13 protein-coding genes are annotated in these 17,046 nt (G+C 71.1%); 4 read left to right on the top strand and 9 right to left on the bottom strand.

Annotated features, from left to right (window positions below):
* Positions 1–62 precede the first annotated feature (62 nt).
* The 4 genes from ACYVDO_RS01025 to ACYVDO_RS01010 all read right to left on the bottom strand — a co-directional run bounded on the left by ACYVDO_RS01025 (position 63) and on the right by ACYVDO_RS01010 (position 4,061).
* Positions 63–1,244 (bottom strand): glycosyltransferase, encoded by a 1,182-nt coding sequence (locus ACYVDO_RS01025; RefSeq protein WP_460932135.1) that lies wholly within the window; start codon positions 1,242–1,244, stop codon positions 63–65.
* Positions 1,241–2,737: an ArnT family glycosyltransferase gene (locus ACYVDO_RS01020; RefSeq protein WP_460932133.1), complete on the bottom strand. Its 1,497-nt coding sequence runs from the start codon at positions 2,735–2,737 to the stop codon at positions 1,241–1,243. Before ACYVDO_RS01020 ends, ACYVDO_RS01025 begins: the two co-directional genes overlap by 4 nt.
* 119 nt (positions 2,738–2,856) lie before the next feature.
* A complete protein-coding gene (locus ACYVDO_RS01015) occupies positions 2,857–3,369 on the bottom strand; it encodes a DUF2304 family protein (RefSeq protein WP_460932131.1) in 513 nt (170 codons plus the stop codon).
* Complete coding sequence (locus ACYVDO_RS01010; protein ID WP_460932129.1) at positions 3,369–4,061, bottom strand: glycosyltransferase family 2 protein; 693 nt, start codon at positions 4,059–4,061, stop codon at positions 3,369–3,371. The genes ACYVDO_RS01015 and ACYVDO_RS01010 overlap by 1 nt, the downstream gene beginning before the upstream one ends.
* Positions 4,062–4,210: 149 nt before the next feature.
* Here ACYVDO_RS01010 and ACYVDO_RS01005 point away from each other — a divergent pair, with 149 nt between their 5' ends.
* Both ACYVDO_RS01005 and ACYVDO_RS01000 read left to right on the top strand, forming a co-directional pair.
* A complete protein-coding gene (locus ACYVDO_RS01005; RefSeq protein ID WP_460932127.1) occupies positions 4,211–5,239 on the top strand; it encodes a glycosyltransferase family 2 protein in 1,029 nt (342 codons plus the stop codon).
* Positions 5,240–5,348: 109 nt separating this feature from the next.
* The gene (locus ACYVDO_RS01000; protein ID WP_460932664.1) at positions 5,349–6,275 is read left to right on the top strand and encodes a class I SAM-dependent methyltransferase; all 927 of its coding nucleotides are present in this window, start codon (positions 5,349–5,351) and stop codon (positions 6,273–6,275) included.
* A gap of 27 nt (positions 6,276–6,302) precedes the next feature.
* On the opposite strand, the gene ACYVDO_RS00995 is transcribed toward ACYVDO_RS01000, so the two are convergent.
* The 5 genes from ACYVDO_RS00995 to ACYVDO_RS00975 all read right to left on the bottom strand — a co-directional run bounded on the left by ACYVDO_RS00995 (position 6,303) and on the right by ACYVDO_RS00975 (position 14,670).
* Entirely contained in the window at positions 6,303–7,046 is a 744-nt protein-coding gene (locus tag ACYVDO_RS00995) for a glycosyltransferase (protein ID WP_460932125.1), read from the bottom strand.
* 76 nt (positions 7,047–7,122) lie between these two features.
* On the bottom strand, positions 7,123–8,391 hold the full coding sequence (locus ACYVDO_RS00990; RefSeq protein WP_460932123.1) for a hypothetical protein: 1,269 nt from the start codon (positions 8,389–8,391) through the stop codon (positions 7,123–7,125).
* Positions 8,384–12,010, bottom strand: a complete 3,627-nt coding sequence (locus tag ACYVDO_RS00985) for a bifunctional glycosyltransferase/CDP-glycerol:glycerophosphate glycerophosphotransferase (protein WP_460932121.1) — start codon at positions 12,008–12,010, stop codon at positions 8,384–8,386. Before ACYVDO_RS00985 ends, ACYVDO_RS00990 begins: the two co-directional genes overlap by 8 nt.
* Positions 12,011–12,085: 75 nt before the next feature.
* A complete protein-coding gene (locus tag ACYVDO_RS00980; RefSeq protein WP_460932119.1) occupies positions 12,086–13,126 on the bottom strand; it encodes a glycosyltransferase family 2 protein in 1,041 nt (346 codons plus the stop codon).
* On the bottom strand, positions 13,123–14,670 hold the full coding sequence (locus tag ACYVDO_RS00975; protein ID WP_460932117.1) for an LCP family protein: 1,548 nt from the start codon (positions 14,668–14,670) through the stop codon (positions 13,123–13,125). The genes ACYVDO_RS00980 and ACYVDO_RS00975 overlap by 4 nt, the downstream gene beginning before the upstream one ends.
* Positions 14,671–14,831: 161 nt before the next feature.
* On the opposite strand from ACYVDO_RS00975, the gene ACYVDO_RS00970 reads away from it, so the two are divergent.
* Positions 14,832–16,076, top strand: coding sequence for an LCP family protein (locus ACYVDO_RS00970; RefSeq protein ID WP_460932115.1), 1,245 nt, complete (start codon positions 14,832–14,834; stop codon positions 16,074–16,076).
* A 222-nt stretch (positions 16,077–16,298) separates the two neighbouring features.
* Complete coding sequence (locus ACYVDO_RS00965; protein ID WP_460932113.1) at positions 16,299–17,006, top strand: hypothetical protein; 708 nt, start codon at positions 16,299–16,301, stop codon at positions 17,004–17,006.
* The last annotated feature ends 40 nt before the right edge of the window (positions 17,007–17,046 follow it).

Raw genomic sequence — 17,046 nt, 5'->3', positions numbered from 1 at the left:
CGGTGGCGCGGTCCACCGGCCGACCCGGATGTCCTTCGCGCCGACCGAGGATACGCCACCACTCAGCGTCCCCTTCGCCGCGGGATCCGGCCCACCCACGACCGCAATCCGGCCTCTCGGGCCGCCAGTCGGGCGACCCGGACCGTGGCTCGACGCGCGACCTGTGACCGGCTCGCCAGCTGGAGCTCGCGTTCCAAGCCGTAGACCGCCCAGTCGTCCCTGATCTTGTGGACCAGGCCGCGGTCGTCCACCGCCCACGGCCTCGGCCCCCGGCGACCTCGGACGGCTCGCACCAGGTCGTCGAGGCGACCTCGCCGGGCCAGCTCGACATACAGACGCAGGGTGGGAGGAAGAGAGGCGAGCCGGAGGGGGTCAAGGGACGGTGCCAGTGCATCGATGAAGGCGAGGTACTCCTGCCGGTAGGCCTCGTCGGCCTCCGGGAGGGCCGCCGTGTAGAGCGGCAGGTCGATGTTGAGGACCTTGTCGTCGTGGGCGGCACGCACCTCCGTGAGCCCGCGGGCCTCCAGGAAGGCGTCGACGGACGCGACCGCCTTCCGACGGTCGACGAGGTTCTGGAGCTCGAACCGACGCTGGGTGATGGACAGGCCCACGGTGCGGGCACGCCACGAGTACACGGGGTCGTGCACGATCCCGACGCGCCCTGCGAGGTGTGCGGCAGGAATCGTCAGCGGGATGTCCTCGTAGAGCACCCCCTCGGGAAACCGCAGACCGTGGTCGACGAGGAACGAGCGCCGGTAGACCTTGTTCCACGCCGTGGTGTCGTAGACGAGGCCGCGGTCCTCGGCAAGCGATGCCGTCCTGCCAAGCCCCTCCAGTGCCCGGGCGTGCAGCCCCGACGGCCAGGACCGGGTCCCGTCCGTCCTGAGGACCGCGCCGGTCACGAGGTCGAGGCCCTCGGCCAGGGCCAGCTCGAGCATCTCCGCGTATGCGGGCAGCAACTCGTCGTCACCGTCCACGAAGCCCACGTAGGTGGCTCGAGTCATGTCCAACCCCGCGTTGCGCGCCGCGCCGAGCCCGACATTGCGCTGGTGAAGCACAGTCCAGTCCGGACGCTCGGCAGCGAACTCGTCACAGATCCGCCCCGACCCGTCGGTGGAGCCATCATCGACCAGCACGACCTGGGTTCCGGCGGGTGCCTCACGGGCGACCGAGGCCAAGCACTCCCTGAGCCAGGGCTCGACGTCGTGCACTGCCACCACGAGTGCGAGGCTCGTGTCGGTCATTGGACGCGGTAGACGGTGAGGTTGTCGGAGCTGGCGGTGAAGACCGGCGTCCAGCTCGCCGGGAGGGTGGGGTACTTCTTCAGCCACGGAGCAAGCGCGAGCCGACAGAACGAGCAGGTCGCATCACGCGGGCTGAAGATCGCCACGTAGTCACCACTGCGGGGGTTGGCGTTCTTGCCGGTGAGGCTCTTGAACGTCGCGGTCCACCTCTTCTCGCCGCCCCAAGGTCCCCGTTCGTAGATGGGCATGATCCGCGCGCTCTCCCAGTCGGTCCAGACCCTGCCCTTCTTGACTCCGGACGACGTCATGAAGGTGCGCATCTCCTGCAGTGCCGTCGCCCCGTTGGGCGCGTAGACCGGGTCCTGGACGGCGCTGCGCCACATGGTCACGACCGGTCCGGCTGCGACGACCAGGGCGAGTGCAGCAGCCCCCAGCAACCGGAGCCGAGGAGCTCCGACCCGCGCCGTCAGCAGCGCGGCCAGCGTCGCGACCACCGACGCGGCCGCGATGGCGGCCGGTGGGAAGAAGGCGATCCAGTACCGCTGCACGTCCAGGCGGCCGGCTGGGTGCGAAGGCACGAAGAAGCCGCCGATGCCGACGAAGGTGAGGTAGGCGAGGACGAACCACGCGGACATCAGTTGCACCGCGCGGTTGCGGACCACGAATCCGACGAGGGCAAGCGCGCCGACTCCCAGCATCCACGGCCCCCCGGTGATGCCGCGCATGGTGTCGGGAATCACAGTCAGGTAGTACGAGCGTGCCCGGCCGACGAACTGCTTCTGGGCTGCGATGTCCGCTGGGTTCGTCGTCGCGGCGAGGTCCTGTCGCGTGAAGGTGTGGAGCTTCAGGAGCGGGTCTCCGTACGCCACAGCGCCGATGAGGATGTCGATCGCCGCCCAGCCGGCGATCGGGATCATGACCAGGGCCGCAGTCCTCAACAGCTGCTCGCGGCGCCACAGCACCAGCGCGATGATCGGCCACGTCAACATCGACGTCTCGCGGGTCTCGAAGCCCCAACCGAGGAAGAAGCCCACCGCCAACAGGACAGTGATGGGGGCTCGCGCACCCTCCACCATCCGCTGACGCGCCAGCAGGCTCAGGACCAGAGCCAGACAGAACAGGGCGGTGGACATCAGGTCGGGATACCCACGCGAGAGGTTCACGAAGACGATCGGGTTCGAGACCAGCAGGACGACGGCGAGCAGGCCTGCCACCCTTCCCCAGTGCCGCTGCGCGAGAAGGTAGACGGTCCCCGCCAACAGGCCAGAGGCAAGGATCGGCCAGAAGTAGTAGGTGATCTGTGCGTTGCGGAAGAGCAGGTAGAGAGGACCGATCGGGAGGATCATCCCGTAACGGGTGTAGCCGAGGGGTGCCCAGGTGTCGCTGGGGAACGACGCTGCGGCGCGGACGTAGTGCCAAGGGTCGGTCGGCACGATCTCGGTGCGGTAGACGATCCCCAAAGCCGAGACGACGAGGCCGACCAGCACGGCCACGACGTACTCGGTGCGGCTCCAGGGTGTCCCCCGTAGCGCATCACCGGGCTGATTCGCCGGCTCTCGTTCGGATGTCGTCTCGTGCCCGGCGCCGGCCTGGACGGACTGGGCGTTGGAGGTCACTCGTCTCCTCCCGGAGGGGCGTGGGGATGGTCCGCTTGCCGGTCCGCAGCGACCTCGTCGGGAGGCGCTGGCACCTCGGCCTCGGACGCTGCCACCCCGGCGTCCGACGCCCCGACCGTCGCCGACGGGATGCCACGCGTCGACCGTCGCCCCAGGGCCTGGCCGTCCGGGAGCCCGTCGGCTTGCACCGCCTCGGTGATGGCGATCATTCGGGCCAGGTCCAGGACCCGCTGGTCGGCCTCTCGCAGTCGGAAGTACAGGCCGAGCGTCGTCAGGGTGAAGACGACCACGAGGGCGTAGAGGATGAGGTCCGTACCTCGACCCACGCCGAGGGCGCGGGCGGCGATCATGGTGATGTCGGGGTCCATCACGGACGCCACGGCCAAGGCGAAGAGAGCCAGCGCAAGGATGCGGGTCCCCGCGCGCAGCTCCACCCGTCGTCGGTTCCGGAAGAAGCCCACGATGACCAGGAGGAAGCACACGATCAGGACGATCTTGATCGACTGCATCAGCGGTGCCCCCTCAACAACCTGTTGAGCATGATGTCAACTCCGATGTTGACCGAGTTGATGGACCGCTGCCCCTTGGACCGCGAGTAATCGGTGTAGTCGACGGTCACCGGGAACTCCGCATACGGAAGCTTGCTCTCGGCGATCCGCGCGAGAAACTCGCTGGCCCACGCCATGTCGGCCATCTTCATGTTGAGGACCTGAGCGAATTCACGGTTGAAGACCCGGAGCCCGTTGTGGGCATCGGTCAGGTTGATGCCCGTGGTGAGGCGCTCGAACCACCGTGCCGCCAGGAGGAGCAGACGGCGGCCCCGGGTCATGTTGTTGGCGGTTCCGAGGAATCGCGATCCCAGCAGCACGGCGACCTCGTGGGTGCGGATGTGCTCGACCATGGCGACGGCGTCGGAGACGCGGTGCTGGCCGTCTGCGTCGAACGTCAGGAAGTACCGGGCCCCATGGTCCAGGAGGGCGAAGTCGACCCCGGTCTGCAGGGCCCCCCCGGCCCCCATGTTGATCGGGTGCCGGACCAGCCGTGCCCTCGTGGCGACGATCTCCGCAGCAGAGGCGTCGACGCTGCCATCGTCCACCGCGACCACGTTCGGGAAGTGGACCAAGAGCTCCTCGAGCACGCCTCTGACGACGCGCGCCTCGTTGTAGGTGGGGACGATGACCCAGACGTCCTCGTTCGCCATGACCGCCTCTCGCTCAAGGCTCGCTGGGGAGCGGCCCTATCCCGTGTGCCGACCTCACTAGGCTGGTCTGTCGAACCCCACGGTGGCCCGGAGTTTACAGGACCAGGTCCGGCGCCCCCACCAACACGCAGTCCACCCATGGAGGAACGATGACGCCCACGCGCGCCTCGGTCGTGGTGCTCGGATTCGGCGACGAACCGGAGCTCGAGGCCTGCCTGGCGGCCATCGCCGAAGGGATCGACGACTCCGACGAGCTCGTGCTCGTCGACAACGGCGTGACCAATCCCCCGCTCCTGGACCGGACACTGCCTGCGGTCACCCGGGTCGTGGGCACCGGGTCGAACACCGGGTTCGCCGGGGGCTGTGAGCTCGGTGCCGCGGAGGCTTCGGGAGAGGTCCTCGTCTTCGTCAACTCGGACGCCGTGGTTCGTCAGGGCGCCGTCGATGCGCTGGTCCAGGCCGCTTCCGACCCCGGTGCCGGCATCGTGGGTGGGTGCCTGGTGCTCGCCGAGGAGCCCACCACCGTGAACTCGGTCGGCAATCCGTTGTCGTTCCTCGGCGTGACGTGGGCCGGCTCGCATGGTGACCCCGTCGCCGACCACCGACAGGGAGGTCCGGTTGCGGTCGCGACCGGGGGCCTCTTCGCCCTGCGTCGAGGTCTGTGGGACCAGCTGGGCGGCTTCGACGAGACGTACTTCGCCTACCACGAGGACACCGACCTCAGCCTGCGTGCCTGGCTCGTGGGCTCCAGGGTCGAGTTCCTGCCCCTGGCCGTCGCTGAACACCACTACGAGTTCTCGCGCAACCCGTCGAAGATGTACCTCATCGAGCGGAACCGTCTCATCACGCTCCTCACCGACTACCCGTCAGGGATCCTGCGACTCGTGCTCCCTGCGGTGGTCGTGACCGAGCCTGCCTTTCTCCTCCTCGCGCTCCTGCAGGGGTGGGGGCCGCAGAAACTGCGCTCCTGGTGGTGGCTCGCGACCCATGTCGCCTACCTGCGTCGCCGTCGACAGCGGGTGCAGGCGACCGTCCGAGTGCCGGACCGGCTGATCGCGCAGCTCATGCAGGGCACCATCAGCCCCCCGATGGTCAAGGCACCCCCAGGGATGTCCCTGGTCAACGCGGCGCTGACCCGGTACTGGCGCTGGTCGAAGAACCGCCTGATCCGAGGATGACGCGCTCAGCACTCCCGGCGCTGGGCTAGATTCGTCACCCATGCCCACCCCTCGCCCCTGTCCAGCGTGCCTGTCGTCCGAGAGCAGCACGAGTGTCTGTGTGCCGGAGATGATGTTCGGGCTCGCCGAGGAGTTCGAGTACGTGCAGTGCGACGCCTGCGCGACCCTGTACATCGCCCGGGTACCGCAGGACCTGGCTGACTACTACTCCACGAAGTACTACTCCTTCGACATGGACCCGGAAGCAGTCATGGGACGTCCCGGAGTGGCCCAGGCCGTCAGGGCGCTGGGGCGGTCCGTCATCTTCGGACGAGACCGGCTCGCGCCTCTGGCCCGGCGCATCCCTGTGCGCCAGCTCCACACGACCATCGCTCTGTTCGAGACCGTCCGCCTTGCTGGTCTGCCGCGAGGCCGGTCCTCAGCCGTGCTCGACGTCGGCTGCGGCTCGGGCGCCCTCGTGTACGCGCTGAGTCTCGTCGGGGTCCGCACGGTGCACGGCGTTGACCCCTTCAACGAGGGTGACCGCGAGTTCCGGACCGGGGCCTGCGTTCTGAGCCGCGGACTCGAGGAGGTCGAGGAGACCTACGACCTCATCATGCTGCACCACAGCCTGGAGCACGTGCCCGACCCCCGTGCGACCCTGGCGGCCGCCCGGACCCGCCTCCGTGAGGGCGGCCGCGTGCTGGTGCGCATGCCGACTGTGTCCAGCGAGGCGTGGGACCGTTACGGCAACTCATGGATGCAGCTCGACCCCCCGCGCCACCTCACGGTCTTCTCGCGCCCCGGGATGGAGATCGCGAGCACGGACGCGGGCCTCCGAGTCGTTGCCGAGGTCGACGACTCGACCAGCTTCCAGTTCTGGGCCAGCGAGCAGGCGCGCGCCGGCATTCCCCTCGCGGCAGGCAACTCGCACTTCCTCCACCCGGACAAGTCGTCTTTCACCGCAGCGCAGATCCGGGCTTGGGAGCGCGAGGCACAGGCCCTCAACGCCCAGCGTCGCGGCGACCAGGTCGCCTGGGTGCTCGAAGCGGCCTGATGCCGAGCCTCCGGCCCGTGGGCGGGTTCAGCGGCTCGGCCGGTTCGAGTCCTGTCGGGTGCGTGAGCGGTCGATGCGCCGGGCCCGTCGACACGTCTCGAGGAGGCTCCGAGCCATCATCGCCCGGGCCCGAAGGATCACGTCCAGCCGTCGCCACCCGAGCGGGGTCTGGTTGTCTCCGTGCAGTCGCCGGGCCACGGTGGCCTGCTCCAGGTGCAGGTTCTCGTGCAGGCAGTTGGCGACCAGGGCCAGCCACAGGTCGTGTGACTCCCTGAGCCAAGGTGGGAACGGCACCGCGGCAAGGAAGACGTCACGACGGAAGGCCATCGCGCAGCCGTGGTAGGGCCGAACGCCCACCATCACGGCCGCGATGTTGGCGGCGTACCGGGTGGAGTCGTGAGCCCTCAGCCGGAAGCGAGGTTGGGGATCCGGGTCCCCGAGGACCGCCACGCTGGTGGACACGAACGCGGCGTGCTGGAGGGCAGCCACCATCGCGTCCAGCCGCCCCGGCAGCCAGACGTCATCCTGGTCCGACAGGAAGAGGTACTTGCCCCTTGCTCGTTCCAACGCGCTCTCGAAGGTGCGCACGTACCCGCGATTGTGCACCTCGCGGAAGAGCCGGATTCGTGGGTCAGCGAAGCCAGCGACCACATCCGGGGTGGAATCGGGGCTCGCGTCGTCGACGACTACGAGCTCGTCGTGGGGGCCGAGCTGATCGAGAATGGACTCGATCTGCTCGGCGACGAACTGCGCTCCGCGGTAGGTGGCCATGCACACACTCACCCTGACGTCAGGCCGGGCCCCGGCCGTGCGAGCGGGTGCCGTCCTCGTCTCGGAGACGTCCGGGTCAGGCATCTGCCTCTCCTGCCGTGGGGGTCGAGAGTGTCACCACGCCCCGGGTGCGGTCCGCGCGCAACCCGGCCACGTGGATGAAGAGGCCCACGAGCGGCCCCAGGGTCAGACTGGCCGGAACCCGGACGTCCAGTGACCACGGCGCCGCCAACACCGCGATCGCCACCACGGTCGCGCTCGCCCATCCCGCCGCGTAGACACGGTGCCGACCCAGCCCGATGACACAGGCACCGGTGACCGTCAGCAGGGCCAGTAGCCCTGCACTCGCCGTGAGCCACGCGAGCACCCATCCGTCGACCGCATAGGCCGCACCCAGGACCAGCTGGAGGACCGTCGGGCCGAGCAGGTCGGCCAGCGCGGACGCCGCTGCGGTCGCGCCCAGCACGACGGCGACGATCGGGTAAATGGCTGTTATGCCCCGGTCCCGGTGCGCCATCACGTGCGTCAGGGCCACACCTTGGTACGCGTTGAGCGGGACCATGAGGGGTGCCCTCGTGAGCGAGATGGCCAGGAGGAGGCTGGCCGAGGTGAGGTACTCCTGCTGCGTCGACAGGAGCCGGATCAGGACCGGGAAGCCGACGACCAACAAGGCACTGGCGGAGCTGGCCGTCGCCGCGTGACCGAGGTTGGACACCAACCCGCGGAGGTCGACGTCCCCACGGGTCGACACCCCCCTCCGCACGCGTCGGAAGACGAGGAGGAGCAGCCAGGCGAACGCGGAGAGAGCGCTGGCCACAGCCAGCGTCGGCAGGGACGGAGCCACGAGCACCACGGCGAGCACGACCACGAGTCGGGTCACAGCGTCCAACCCGGTGATGGCGATGACGCCGGACCACCGACGACGCCCGGTGAGCACTCCTTGCAGGGACAACTGACCGGCGTACGCAACCGCTGCGGCGGCCACGACCCATGCCAGCCACGCATGCCTTGCGTCCAGGACGTGGGGTGCCCACCAGATCCCTGACGCGGCGATCACCAGCCCGATGAGGGCTGCGAGCCCGACAGCGCCCGGCACGACCCTCGCTCCGGTGGGCGAGCTGCGGTGGACCGCGCGAGTCGCTTCGCTGGAGAACCCGGTGACCACCCCGAACGCCCCGAACAACAGAGCCCAATAGGCAAGGAACAACGAGTTGTCGGCCGGCGACAGGCGGTGCGCTGCCAGGACGAGCACCACGTACGACACCACGGCCGAGGCCAACGAGGCCAGACCGACGCCGGCTGCGTGGCGCCGGCCGATGACGCGTGTCGCGGCCGGCTCAGCCATGGCCGGAGTCGGAGAGGAACCGGTCCACGAAGCGAGCCGCCGCGTGACCGTCCTCGAGCGAGGTGTACTTCGCGCGGAACGCGGCGTACCGCCGGGCTGACTGCGCTCGCAGGGCGTCGAGGTCGCGCAGGGCCGCCACGACCTCGACGGTCGTGGTGACGACCGGGCCGGGGGCCTCCTGCTCGAAGTCGCTGTAGAAGCCGCGCAGGTCGTCGCGGTAGCTCTCCAGGTCGTAGGCGAAGAAGATCATCGGTCGTCCGGTGTTGGCGAAGTCGAACATCACGGACGAGTAGTCGGTGACGAGAACGTCCGCCAGCAGGTACAGGTCGTTGATGTCGGGGTAGGCGGACACGTTGAGCGCGAAGTCGCCGAACATCGAGGCGTCCACCGAGGACTGGACCAGGTGGTGACCCCGGATCAGCAGGACGCTGTCGTCGCCGAACGCGCGGTGCAGCTGCTCGAGGTCGAGCTTCATCGTGAACTGGTAGCGACCGTGCGCGTCGTAGACGTTGTCCCGCCAGGTCGGCGCGTAGAGGATGACGCGCTTGTCCTCGGGGATGCCCAGACGGAGCCTCGCCGCGGCGGCCCTGGCCTCGCGCTCCTCGGGGCGGTGGAAGACGTCGTTGCGCGGGTAGCCGATCTCCAGCACGTCGCCGTCGAACCGGAAGGCGCGCCGGAAGATGTCGGTGGAGTACGCGTTGGGCGACACGAGCGCGTCCCACTTCTCGACCTCGCGGGCGAACTGCACCAGGTAGTTCTGGTTCGACATCTGGAGGTTCTCGATGTCGAAGCCGATCCGCTTCAGCGGCGTCCCGTGCCACGTCTGCCCGTAGTGGCTGCCCTGACGCTTGACGTAGTGCGGCGGCATCGAGTCGTTGCTGACGACCCACCGGGCCCGGCCCAGCGCCCGGTAGTAGTCGCGGGTCCCCACGAGCACGACGTCGGTGCCCTCGGGCACCTCCACGCTGTGGTCCGACACCGCCCACACCAGCCGGCGCGGGTCGCCCCGGCGGAGCAGCTCCTCGTAGATGGCCCGCGGGTTGTCCGAGTACTGCTTGCCCTTCCAGGCCTCGAAGAACACGATGTCCTCGAGCGGGAGCCGCCGGTGCACGCGGTAGTCGTAGCGGCGGGCGCGGCCCCGGCGGAGCGCGCCTCGGTCACGCATCGCCCCCTCGGCGTCGACGAGGATGCCGAGCTCGTGCCGTGACCCGGAGACCAGCTGGGCGGTGACACCCTCGACCTCGCCCGCGGCTCCGAGAGCCACCTCGGCACGGCCGCCCACGACGACCCGGCGGTCCCGCTGGCCCTCGTCGTCGAGCTCGGTGGAGACGCGCCACAGGCCGGGCACGAGCCAGCGCACCGCGGGGCTGCCGGGCGCTCCGCGCAGCGGCACGTCGGCGTGCCAGTGGGCGCCGTCCGTGACGACGGCCACGGTGTGTCGGACCCCAGACACGTGGACGAGGTTCAGGGCGCCGGTCGTGAGACCGACGACGCCACCCTCGAGCCGCAGCGCGTCCCGGGTCCACGCGAACCGCTCGAGGACGAGCGCAGGCCTCGACTCGAGCAGCCGGGCACGGTCCACGCCGTCCTGCCGCAGCGCCAGGCTGCGACCCTCGACGGCCAGGAACGTGTCCTCGGTGTCCGGGTGCAGGTCGAGCAGGAACTGGGGCTCGGCGTCCGCCGCCGCACCCGCGTCGGTGAGCCCGAGGAGCCACTCACGGTCCCCGAGCGAGGTGCTCTTCACCTCGAGGTCACGGACGTCGACGGTGGCGGTGCCCGAGGCGTGCGAGCCGGCCACCTGGGGCCCGGCCGCCTGGGGCCCGGCCGCCTGGGGCCCGGCCGCCTGGGGCCCGGCCGCCTGGGGCCCGGCCGCCTGCCCGGAGGTCGCCCCGACGCGAGAGCCGGCGGGGACCTCGATGGGCACGACGAGCCCGTGCAGCGAGTCGGTGCGGCGCAGGTACAGGGCTCGCCCGTCGAGCGACTGGTCGACCGCCGCGAGGGAGATCTCCACGGCCTCATGGCCTTCCTGGTGGACGCCGCGCACGCCCGTCACGACCGCCGGCACCCGGCGGACGTCGACCTGCAGCACCCGGTTGTCGTAGGACGGGACCGCGAGCGCGCCCGACGGCAAGAAGGCTCGGCGCGGGTGGCGTGCTGCCCGCTGGCCGGGGTTCCCCACGGTCGAGCCGCGGCGGGCCGCCCGCGCCGCGACCTGGGCGACGACCTCGTACCGGGCACTGGTGCGGCCGGGCGCCAGGTCCATCGCGGCAGCCGGGATGGTCACGAGGAAGCCGGCCGCGTCGTACGACACCGCGGCCCCGACCGTCAGGGCCGTGAGATCGGGCCGGCGCACGCGCCGGGCCCGCAGGCGATGCGGTGACCCGCCCCCACCGACCTCGCGGAGCCGGAAGCGACGCACCGCCGACAGGGCAGAGGCATAGGAGACGCGGTGGATGAAGGCGTGTCCGTCGAGGACGAGGTCGGAACCGCTCCAGGTCACTGACCGCAACCCGGTGCGCAGGGGCTGGGACCGAGTCACCTCGTAGATCCACGACGGGATCGCCAGTGCCGCGTCGGTGCGGTAGGGCAGGTCGGCGAACAGGCGCACGCCCTGGCGCACGAATCGACCCTTGTTCGCAGGGACCCGCTGGAACTCCTGGACCTCGAGCAGCTCGGGCAGGAGCCGCCGTCCGACCAGGTGGTACTGGAGCCGGCGTACCGGCGGCAGCTTGGCGAGCACGGCCGGGCTGACGCGGTCGAGGTAGCCGCCGACGAGGTCCAAGAACGCGCGCTGGAACTCCTCGTCGCCGTCGTGCAGCACGTCGAGGAACAGCGGGATGTCGACCGTGAGCACCTTCTGGTCGTGGGCCGCCTTGCCGGCCACCTCGTTGCGGGACTGCAGGAAGTCATCGACCGAGGTCACCGCATTCATCCGGTCCACGAGGTTGCGCATCTCGGTCCGTCGCTGGGTGATCGACTGCTCGGCAGTCTGCCGCTCGCGCCAGAGATAGACGGGGTCGGCCAGCACGTCGACGGACGAGGCGAGGAAGTGCGCGGGCAGGGTCACAGGGATGTCCTCGTAGAGGACCCCCTCGGGCGCCCGCAGGCCGTGCTCGAGCAGGAAATCCCGGCGGTACACCTTGTTCCAGGCGGTGGTGTCGTACACGAGCTCGGGCGTTGCGGTGATGTGGGTGCGCATCAGGGTGCGGCTGATCGCCCGGCTGTGCAGCGGCGAGGGGAAGGTGCTGGCGCCGTCGAAGCGCAGGACACCGCCGGAGACCAGGTCCGAGCCGCTCTCGAGCACGGCGTGCACCATGAGCTCGTAGGCGTCGCGCGGGACCAGGTCGTCGGAGTCGACGAACGCGACGTAGTCACCCGTCGACGCGTCGAAACCGATGTTCCGTGCCCTGCCCAGGCCGCCGTTCTCCACGTGCAGGACGCGCCACCCCTGCCGCCCTGCCGCCATCGCGTCGGCCAGCTGGCCCGACCCGTCCGTGGAGCCGTCATCGACCAGGACCACCTCGAGATCGGTGAAGGTCTGGTCTGCCAGCGACTCCAGGCACGCCCGAAGGTAGTCCCGGACGTTGTAGATCGGGACGATGACGCTCAGCAGGGGCATGCAGCAAGGGGCCTTCCGGGGGGTAACGCTGCCGGCAACCTGCCGACGGCACCGGCCGATCCTAGTTGACCGCCCTCAGGCGGCCGGTTCTGCGTCGATCCGCACGCGGCTCGTGAGGAAGCCCCATCCCCAGGCCAGGTGCATGGTCGGCAGCACCAGCGGCAGCCAGGCCCGGTCGCGCGGGTGCAGGCGGGGGTCGCGCACGGTGAGCCCCCCGACCGTGGTGAGGACGAGGTATGCCGCCGGCACCAGCCACAGGGGCCACCAGACGAAGCCGCCGGCGAGCCCCACGACGACGCCGACCAGGGCGGCGGGCGGGGCGAGGTAGCGAGCGTTGATCGTGCCGGTGTGCGTCCGGGCGACCACCCGGCGCCAGCGCCCGTAGTCGCGGTACTGGCGGGCCAGGGCACCGAGCGTGGGACGCGGCCGGTAGGCGACGCGCAGCCTGGGTGAGAACCAGACGAGGCCGCCGGCCTCGCGGATGCGGTGGTTGAGCTCCCAGTCCTGGGCCCGGGTGAACCGAGGGTCGTAGCCGCCCATCCGGCGCAGCCACTCGCGCCGGAAGACCCCGAGGTAGACCGTGTCCGCCGGACCGGCCTCACCGCCGGTGTGGAAGCGGGACGCCCCCACGCCGAGACGGGAGGTCATGGCGGCCGCCACGGCCCGCTCGAAGGAGGTGACACCTTCGGCATCCATGAGGCCGCCCACGTTGGCCGCCCCCGTGGAGGCGAGCAGCTCCACCGCCGTCCGCACGTAGTCGCCGTCAAGGACCCCGTGCCCGTCGACGCGGACCACCACGTCCACGTCGTCGAGCGCGGCGATGGCGGCGTTGAGCGCCTCCGGCGTGCGGCCGGAGGGGTTGGCGACCGTGCGCACCCTGGGGTCCGCCGCGACGATCTGCTCCGCGATGCGGTCGGTGTCGTCGTGGCTGGGGCCCAGCGCGAGGACGAGCCGGATCGGGCCGGGGTAGTCCTGCGCGAGGACGGCGTCGACCGCCTCCCTCAGGTGGCGCGCCTCGTTGAGGATCGGCATGACGACGCCGACGGGCCCGTCGGGGCCCGGGGGCTGGAGCGGGGCGGAGCCGGGAGCGGTGGGATCGGGGGGCGTGCTGCTCATGAGGCTGCCGAGCATACGGAGGAGAGGTCGCTCTCCGCCGCGTTGCCCGCAGCCTTCGCCGGGTCGAGGACCGCGGTGCCGTGGGTGCCACCGGGCGCGGACGCCTGGGAGCTGGTGCCCGCGGACGTGCGGTGCGGCTTGGCCACCGCGGCCGGCTTGGCCCGGGCACTGGCGCTCGAGGCGCTCTCGGAGGCGGCGATCGCCGACTGCACCGTCCTCGTGACCACCGCGGGGTCGTAGTCCCAGGGCTTGATGAGCGGGGGCACGAAGTTCACGCTGCGTATCTTCTGGGCCCGGGTCTGCAGGGCCAGGTCGGCGAAGCGGCCGAGCTCGGACGCCGGCAGGTCTGTCTGGATGAGGGTCGAGCTCGCCGCCGCGATCTTCTGGAACCGGGTGAGGACCGTCTGCGGGTCGAGCTGGTCCACCATGGCGGTCATGACGCAGCGCTGGCGGGCCATCCGCTCGTAGTTGGTGGAGCCCTGCCGCGAGCGGGCATACCAGAGCGCGTGCCAGCCGTCGAGGTGCTGGCGGCCCGGCTCGATCCAGCCCACGATCGGCGAGGTCCCGCCACCGATCGGCGTCCGGTACTTCACGGTCACGTCGAGGCCGCCGACGGCGTCGACCATCCTGCTGAAGCCCTTGAGGTCGACCATGACGTAGTACTGCACGTCGAGCCCGCTGAGCGCCTCGACCGCCTCGCGGGTCGCGACCAGTCCCGGGTCCCTGGTCCCGGCGGGGAACTCAGCCCGGTGCTCGTGGCCCCAGGTGTACAGGCCGTTGAGGAGGCACTGGTCCCCGCAGTTCCAGCCGCCCGGCATCAACCGGGCCATCGTCGACCCGGGGCGGAAGTCGATGTTCTCGGTGTCACGCGCGAAGCCGAAGGTCACCGCCCGCCCGGTCCTGCCGTCGACGCTGACCAGCTGGATGCTGTCGGGCCGGGTGCCGATCCGGTCCCCGCCGCTGTCCGCCCCGAGCAGCAGGATGTTGTAGCGCCCCTTGGACGGTGGCACCGCGTCCTTGCCGGTGAACAGCGAGTTCATCGCGTCGCGGCCGGCACCCACGGTGTTGGCGGCATACACGAGGCCACCGGAGGTGACGACGAGCAGCGCCGCCGTCACGAGCGTGAGCCAGCGGCGGGCGCGGATCACCATCGAGCTGGGACGGCCCAGGCGCCAGGCGTCGACGAAGAGCACCGCCCACCCGATGGCGTATGCCGTGAGCAGGGCCTGCAGGGTCGTGAGCACCCAGCTGTGGCCGAGCAGGCCGATGGCCGTGGACCGGCTGGCGAGCAGGAGCAGGCCGAGGGCGAGGACGAGGACGACCGCGACGAGCCACAGCCGCAGGGCCAACCGACCCAGGCGGCGGTTGCCGGCGACGAGCTGGGCGCTCCCCGGCACCAGCAGGGTGAGGAGCACGAGGGTGAACGCGCGGCGGCGGTGCATGCGGGGCCCGAGCACGTCGGCGTCCGCGAGGCTGCGGTCGCGGCGGCCCGCGAGTCGGACGTCGGGGTCTGCGTCCGGGGGCGCCACGAGGGTCCTGCTCATGGTGGACCAGTATCCGCGTGACCAGTGTGATTTGTGTGACCTGAGTGATGTTCCGAGTGTCGGCGCGTCGTGGGACTGCTGACCGGTTCGTCCCGGGTGCCCCTGCTCACATCGGACGACGCGTTTTGCCACTCCCAGCCACTCCCCCGACACTGGTCGGCATGTCCTCACGCACAGCCGGCCCCGACGACGCGCGCGCCATCCCCCAGCGTGGCGCCTCGGGCGGCGACCCCGACGACACCGGCGAGGTCTACACCGTCGACGTCCGTGGACGGCGGCGGTCGGGAGCCCGCCCGGCGGGCGGCTCTCCCCGCCCCGGCCGTGGCGCCGTGGGGCCCGAGGCGGCCGCGGCCCGGCCCGGGTCTGGCGGCCGGCGTCCCGCGCCGCCCGTCGAGCAGGACTGGGAGGACGACGGGCCGCGGCGCCGGCGCCGGGTGCCGGTCGTGCGCCTGGTCCTGCTGCTCGTGGCGGCGTGGCTGGCCTTCATGGTGTACACCCCGATCCACGCGTGGAACTCCGTCACCAGGGAGGACACCACCCCCGCAGGCACGCGGCCGGCCGCTGGGAAGGGCTTCAACTACCTACTCGTCGGGTCCGACAGCCGCGAGGGCCTGTCCAGCGCCCAGAAGAAGGAGTACGCGACCGGCAACGCGGTCGGCCGCCGCACGGACTCGATCATCCTGGTCCACACCTCGCAGAGCGGCGGCAAGCCGGTGCTCATCTCGATCCCGCGCGACTCCTACGTGCCGATCCCCGGCCACGGCAGCAACAAGATCAACGCCGCCTTCTCCTTCGGCGGCCCGAAGCTGCTCGTCCAGACGGTGGAGAACGTCACCGACCTGCACATCGACGGCTACGTCGAGATCGGCTTCGCCGGGTTCGCCGGCGTCGTCGACAGCGTGGGCGGGGTCAACATCTGCGTGCCGTTCCACATGAACGACAAGAAGGCCGGCATCAACCTGCAGAAGGGCTGCCAGCTCCTCGACGGACGCAACGCCCTCGGGTACGTCCGCGCGCGCTACTCCGACCCGCGCGGCGACATCGGCCGCGCCGAGCGCCAGCGGCAGTTCCTGGGCGCGATCATGAAGAAGGCGGCCACGCCCTCCACCGTGCTCGTGCCGACCCGCTACTGGAACTTCACCCACGCCGCCGCCCAGGGCCTCATCGTCGGCGACGACACCTCCATGCGGGACGCGAGCCGGGTCCTGCTGGCGATGCGGGCCGTGTCGCAGGACAAGGGCCTGAGCCTCGTCGTGCCGATCCAGAGCCTGAACTACCAGACCAACGCCGGCTCCTCGGTGAAGTGGAACACGGCCCGCGCCAAGGCCCTCTTCGCCGACCTGCGCGAGGACAAGCCGCTCGAGGCGCCACCGGCCGGCACCGACGGCAAGCCCTCCGCCGGCTGAGCCGGCGCACCGCGGCCTCGAGCGCCCACACGCCGACGCGGGCGAGGGGTGGAAGTCGTCGGTACCGCCGGATTCGGTTGCCCTCTCGCAATGGTTGCGTGGTAGAACGGGCCCCATGGACCGCACCTTCGGCAGCACAGGGCGAAGGGCCTCGCCATCCATCCCGAGTACCGATCTCTCAGGCGCGCGCTCAGGCGCCGCAGGGTGCAACGGGCCCGGCCGGTGGCCCCGGTGAGGGCGGCCGACGCCGCCAGGCTGGCCTATGGCGCGGTGCTGCTCCTGGCCCCGCGGGCTGCCACCCGGGTCGTGCCGGGGTCCCGCGCGGACGGACGGGCGGAGCTGGCGACCCGCCTCCTGGGGCTGGGGCAGGTCGTGCAGGCCGTGGTCCTCGCCCGCGACGACGGGGCGCAGGTGCGGCGGCTCGGCCGCTCGGTGGACCTGGTGCACGCCGGCGGCATGCTGGTGCTGGCGGCGTGGGCGCCCGGGTGGGGACGGGTCGCCCTGGCGGACGCGGCAGTCACGGCCCTGCTGGGCACCACCTCGGACGCCGCTCCCCGGCGGGCTCGACCGGGCCGCTCTCGGCCGGTTGCCCCGACGGACGACGTGCTCGACCTGCCTGCTCCACCCCACCCCCTCGGGGTCAGCCTGCCGGCCGACGACGGGTTGGACGGGGACCCCGTCACCCGGCGCCAGCGCAACGCCCGCCTCCAGCAGGCCGTCTACGACACCTATCTCGAGGCCGGGGGCGGTGAGGTGGACCACGTCCGCCGGGTGCTCGTCGACCAGGTCCGGGCAGCAGGGCTGGAGGCGCCACCCGCGGCCTGGCTGGACGCCGCCGCCTTCGAGGTGGCCGCCGGCAACGTCTACGTCGTCAGCGGCCCGGCCATGCGGGACGTCGGCCTCGAGCTGCCCCCGCACCGGCCGCTCTGACCGAGCCCTCCGTGGCCGGACCCGTCGGACCGGCCGGCCT

Source organism: Phycicoccus ginsengisoli, assembly GCF_054779295.1.
The sequence above is the reverse complement of the archived record's forward strand: the minus strand, read 5'-3'. Positions and strand labels throughout refer to the sequence as shown.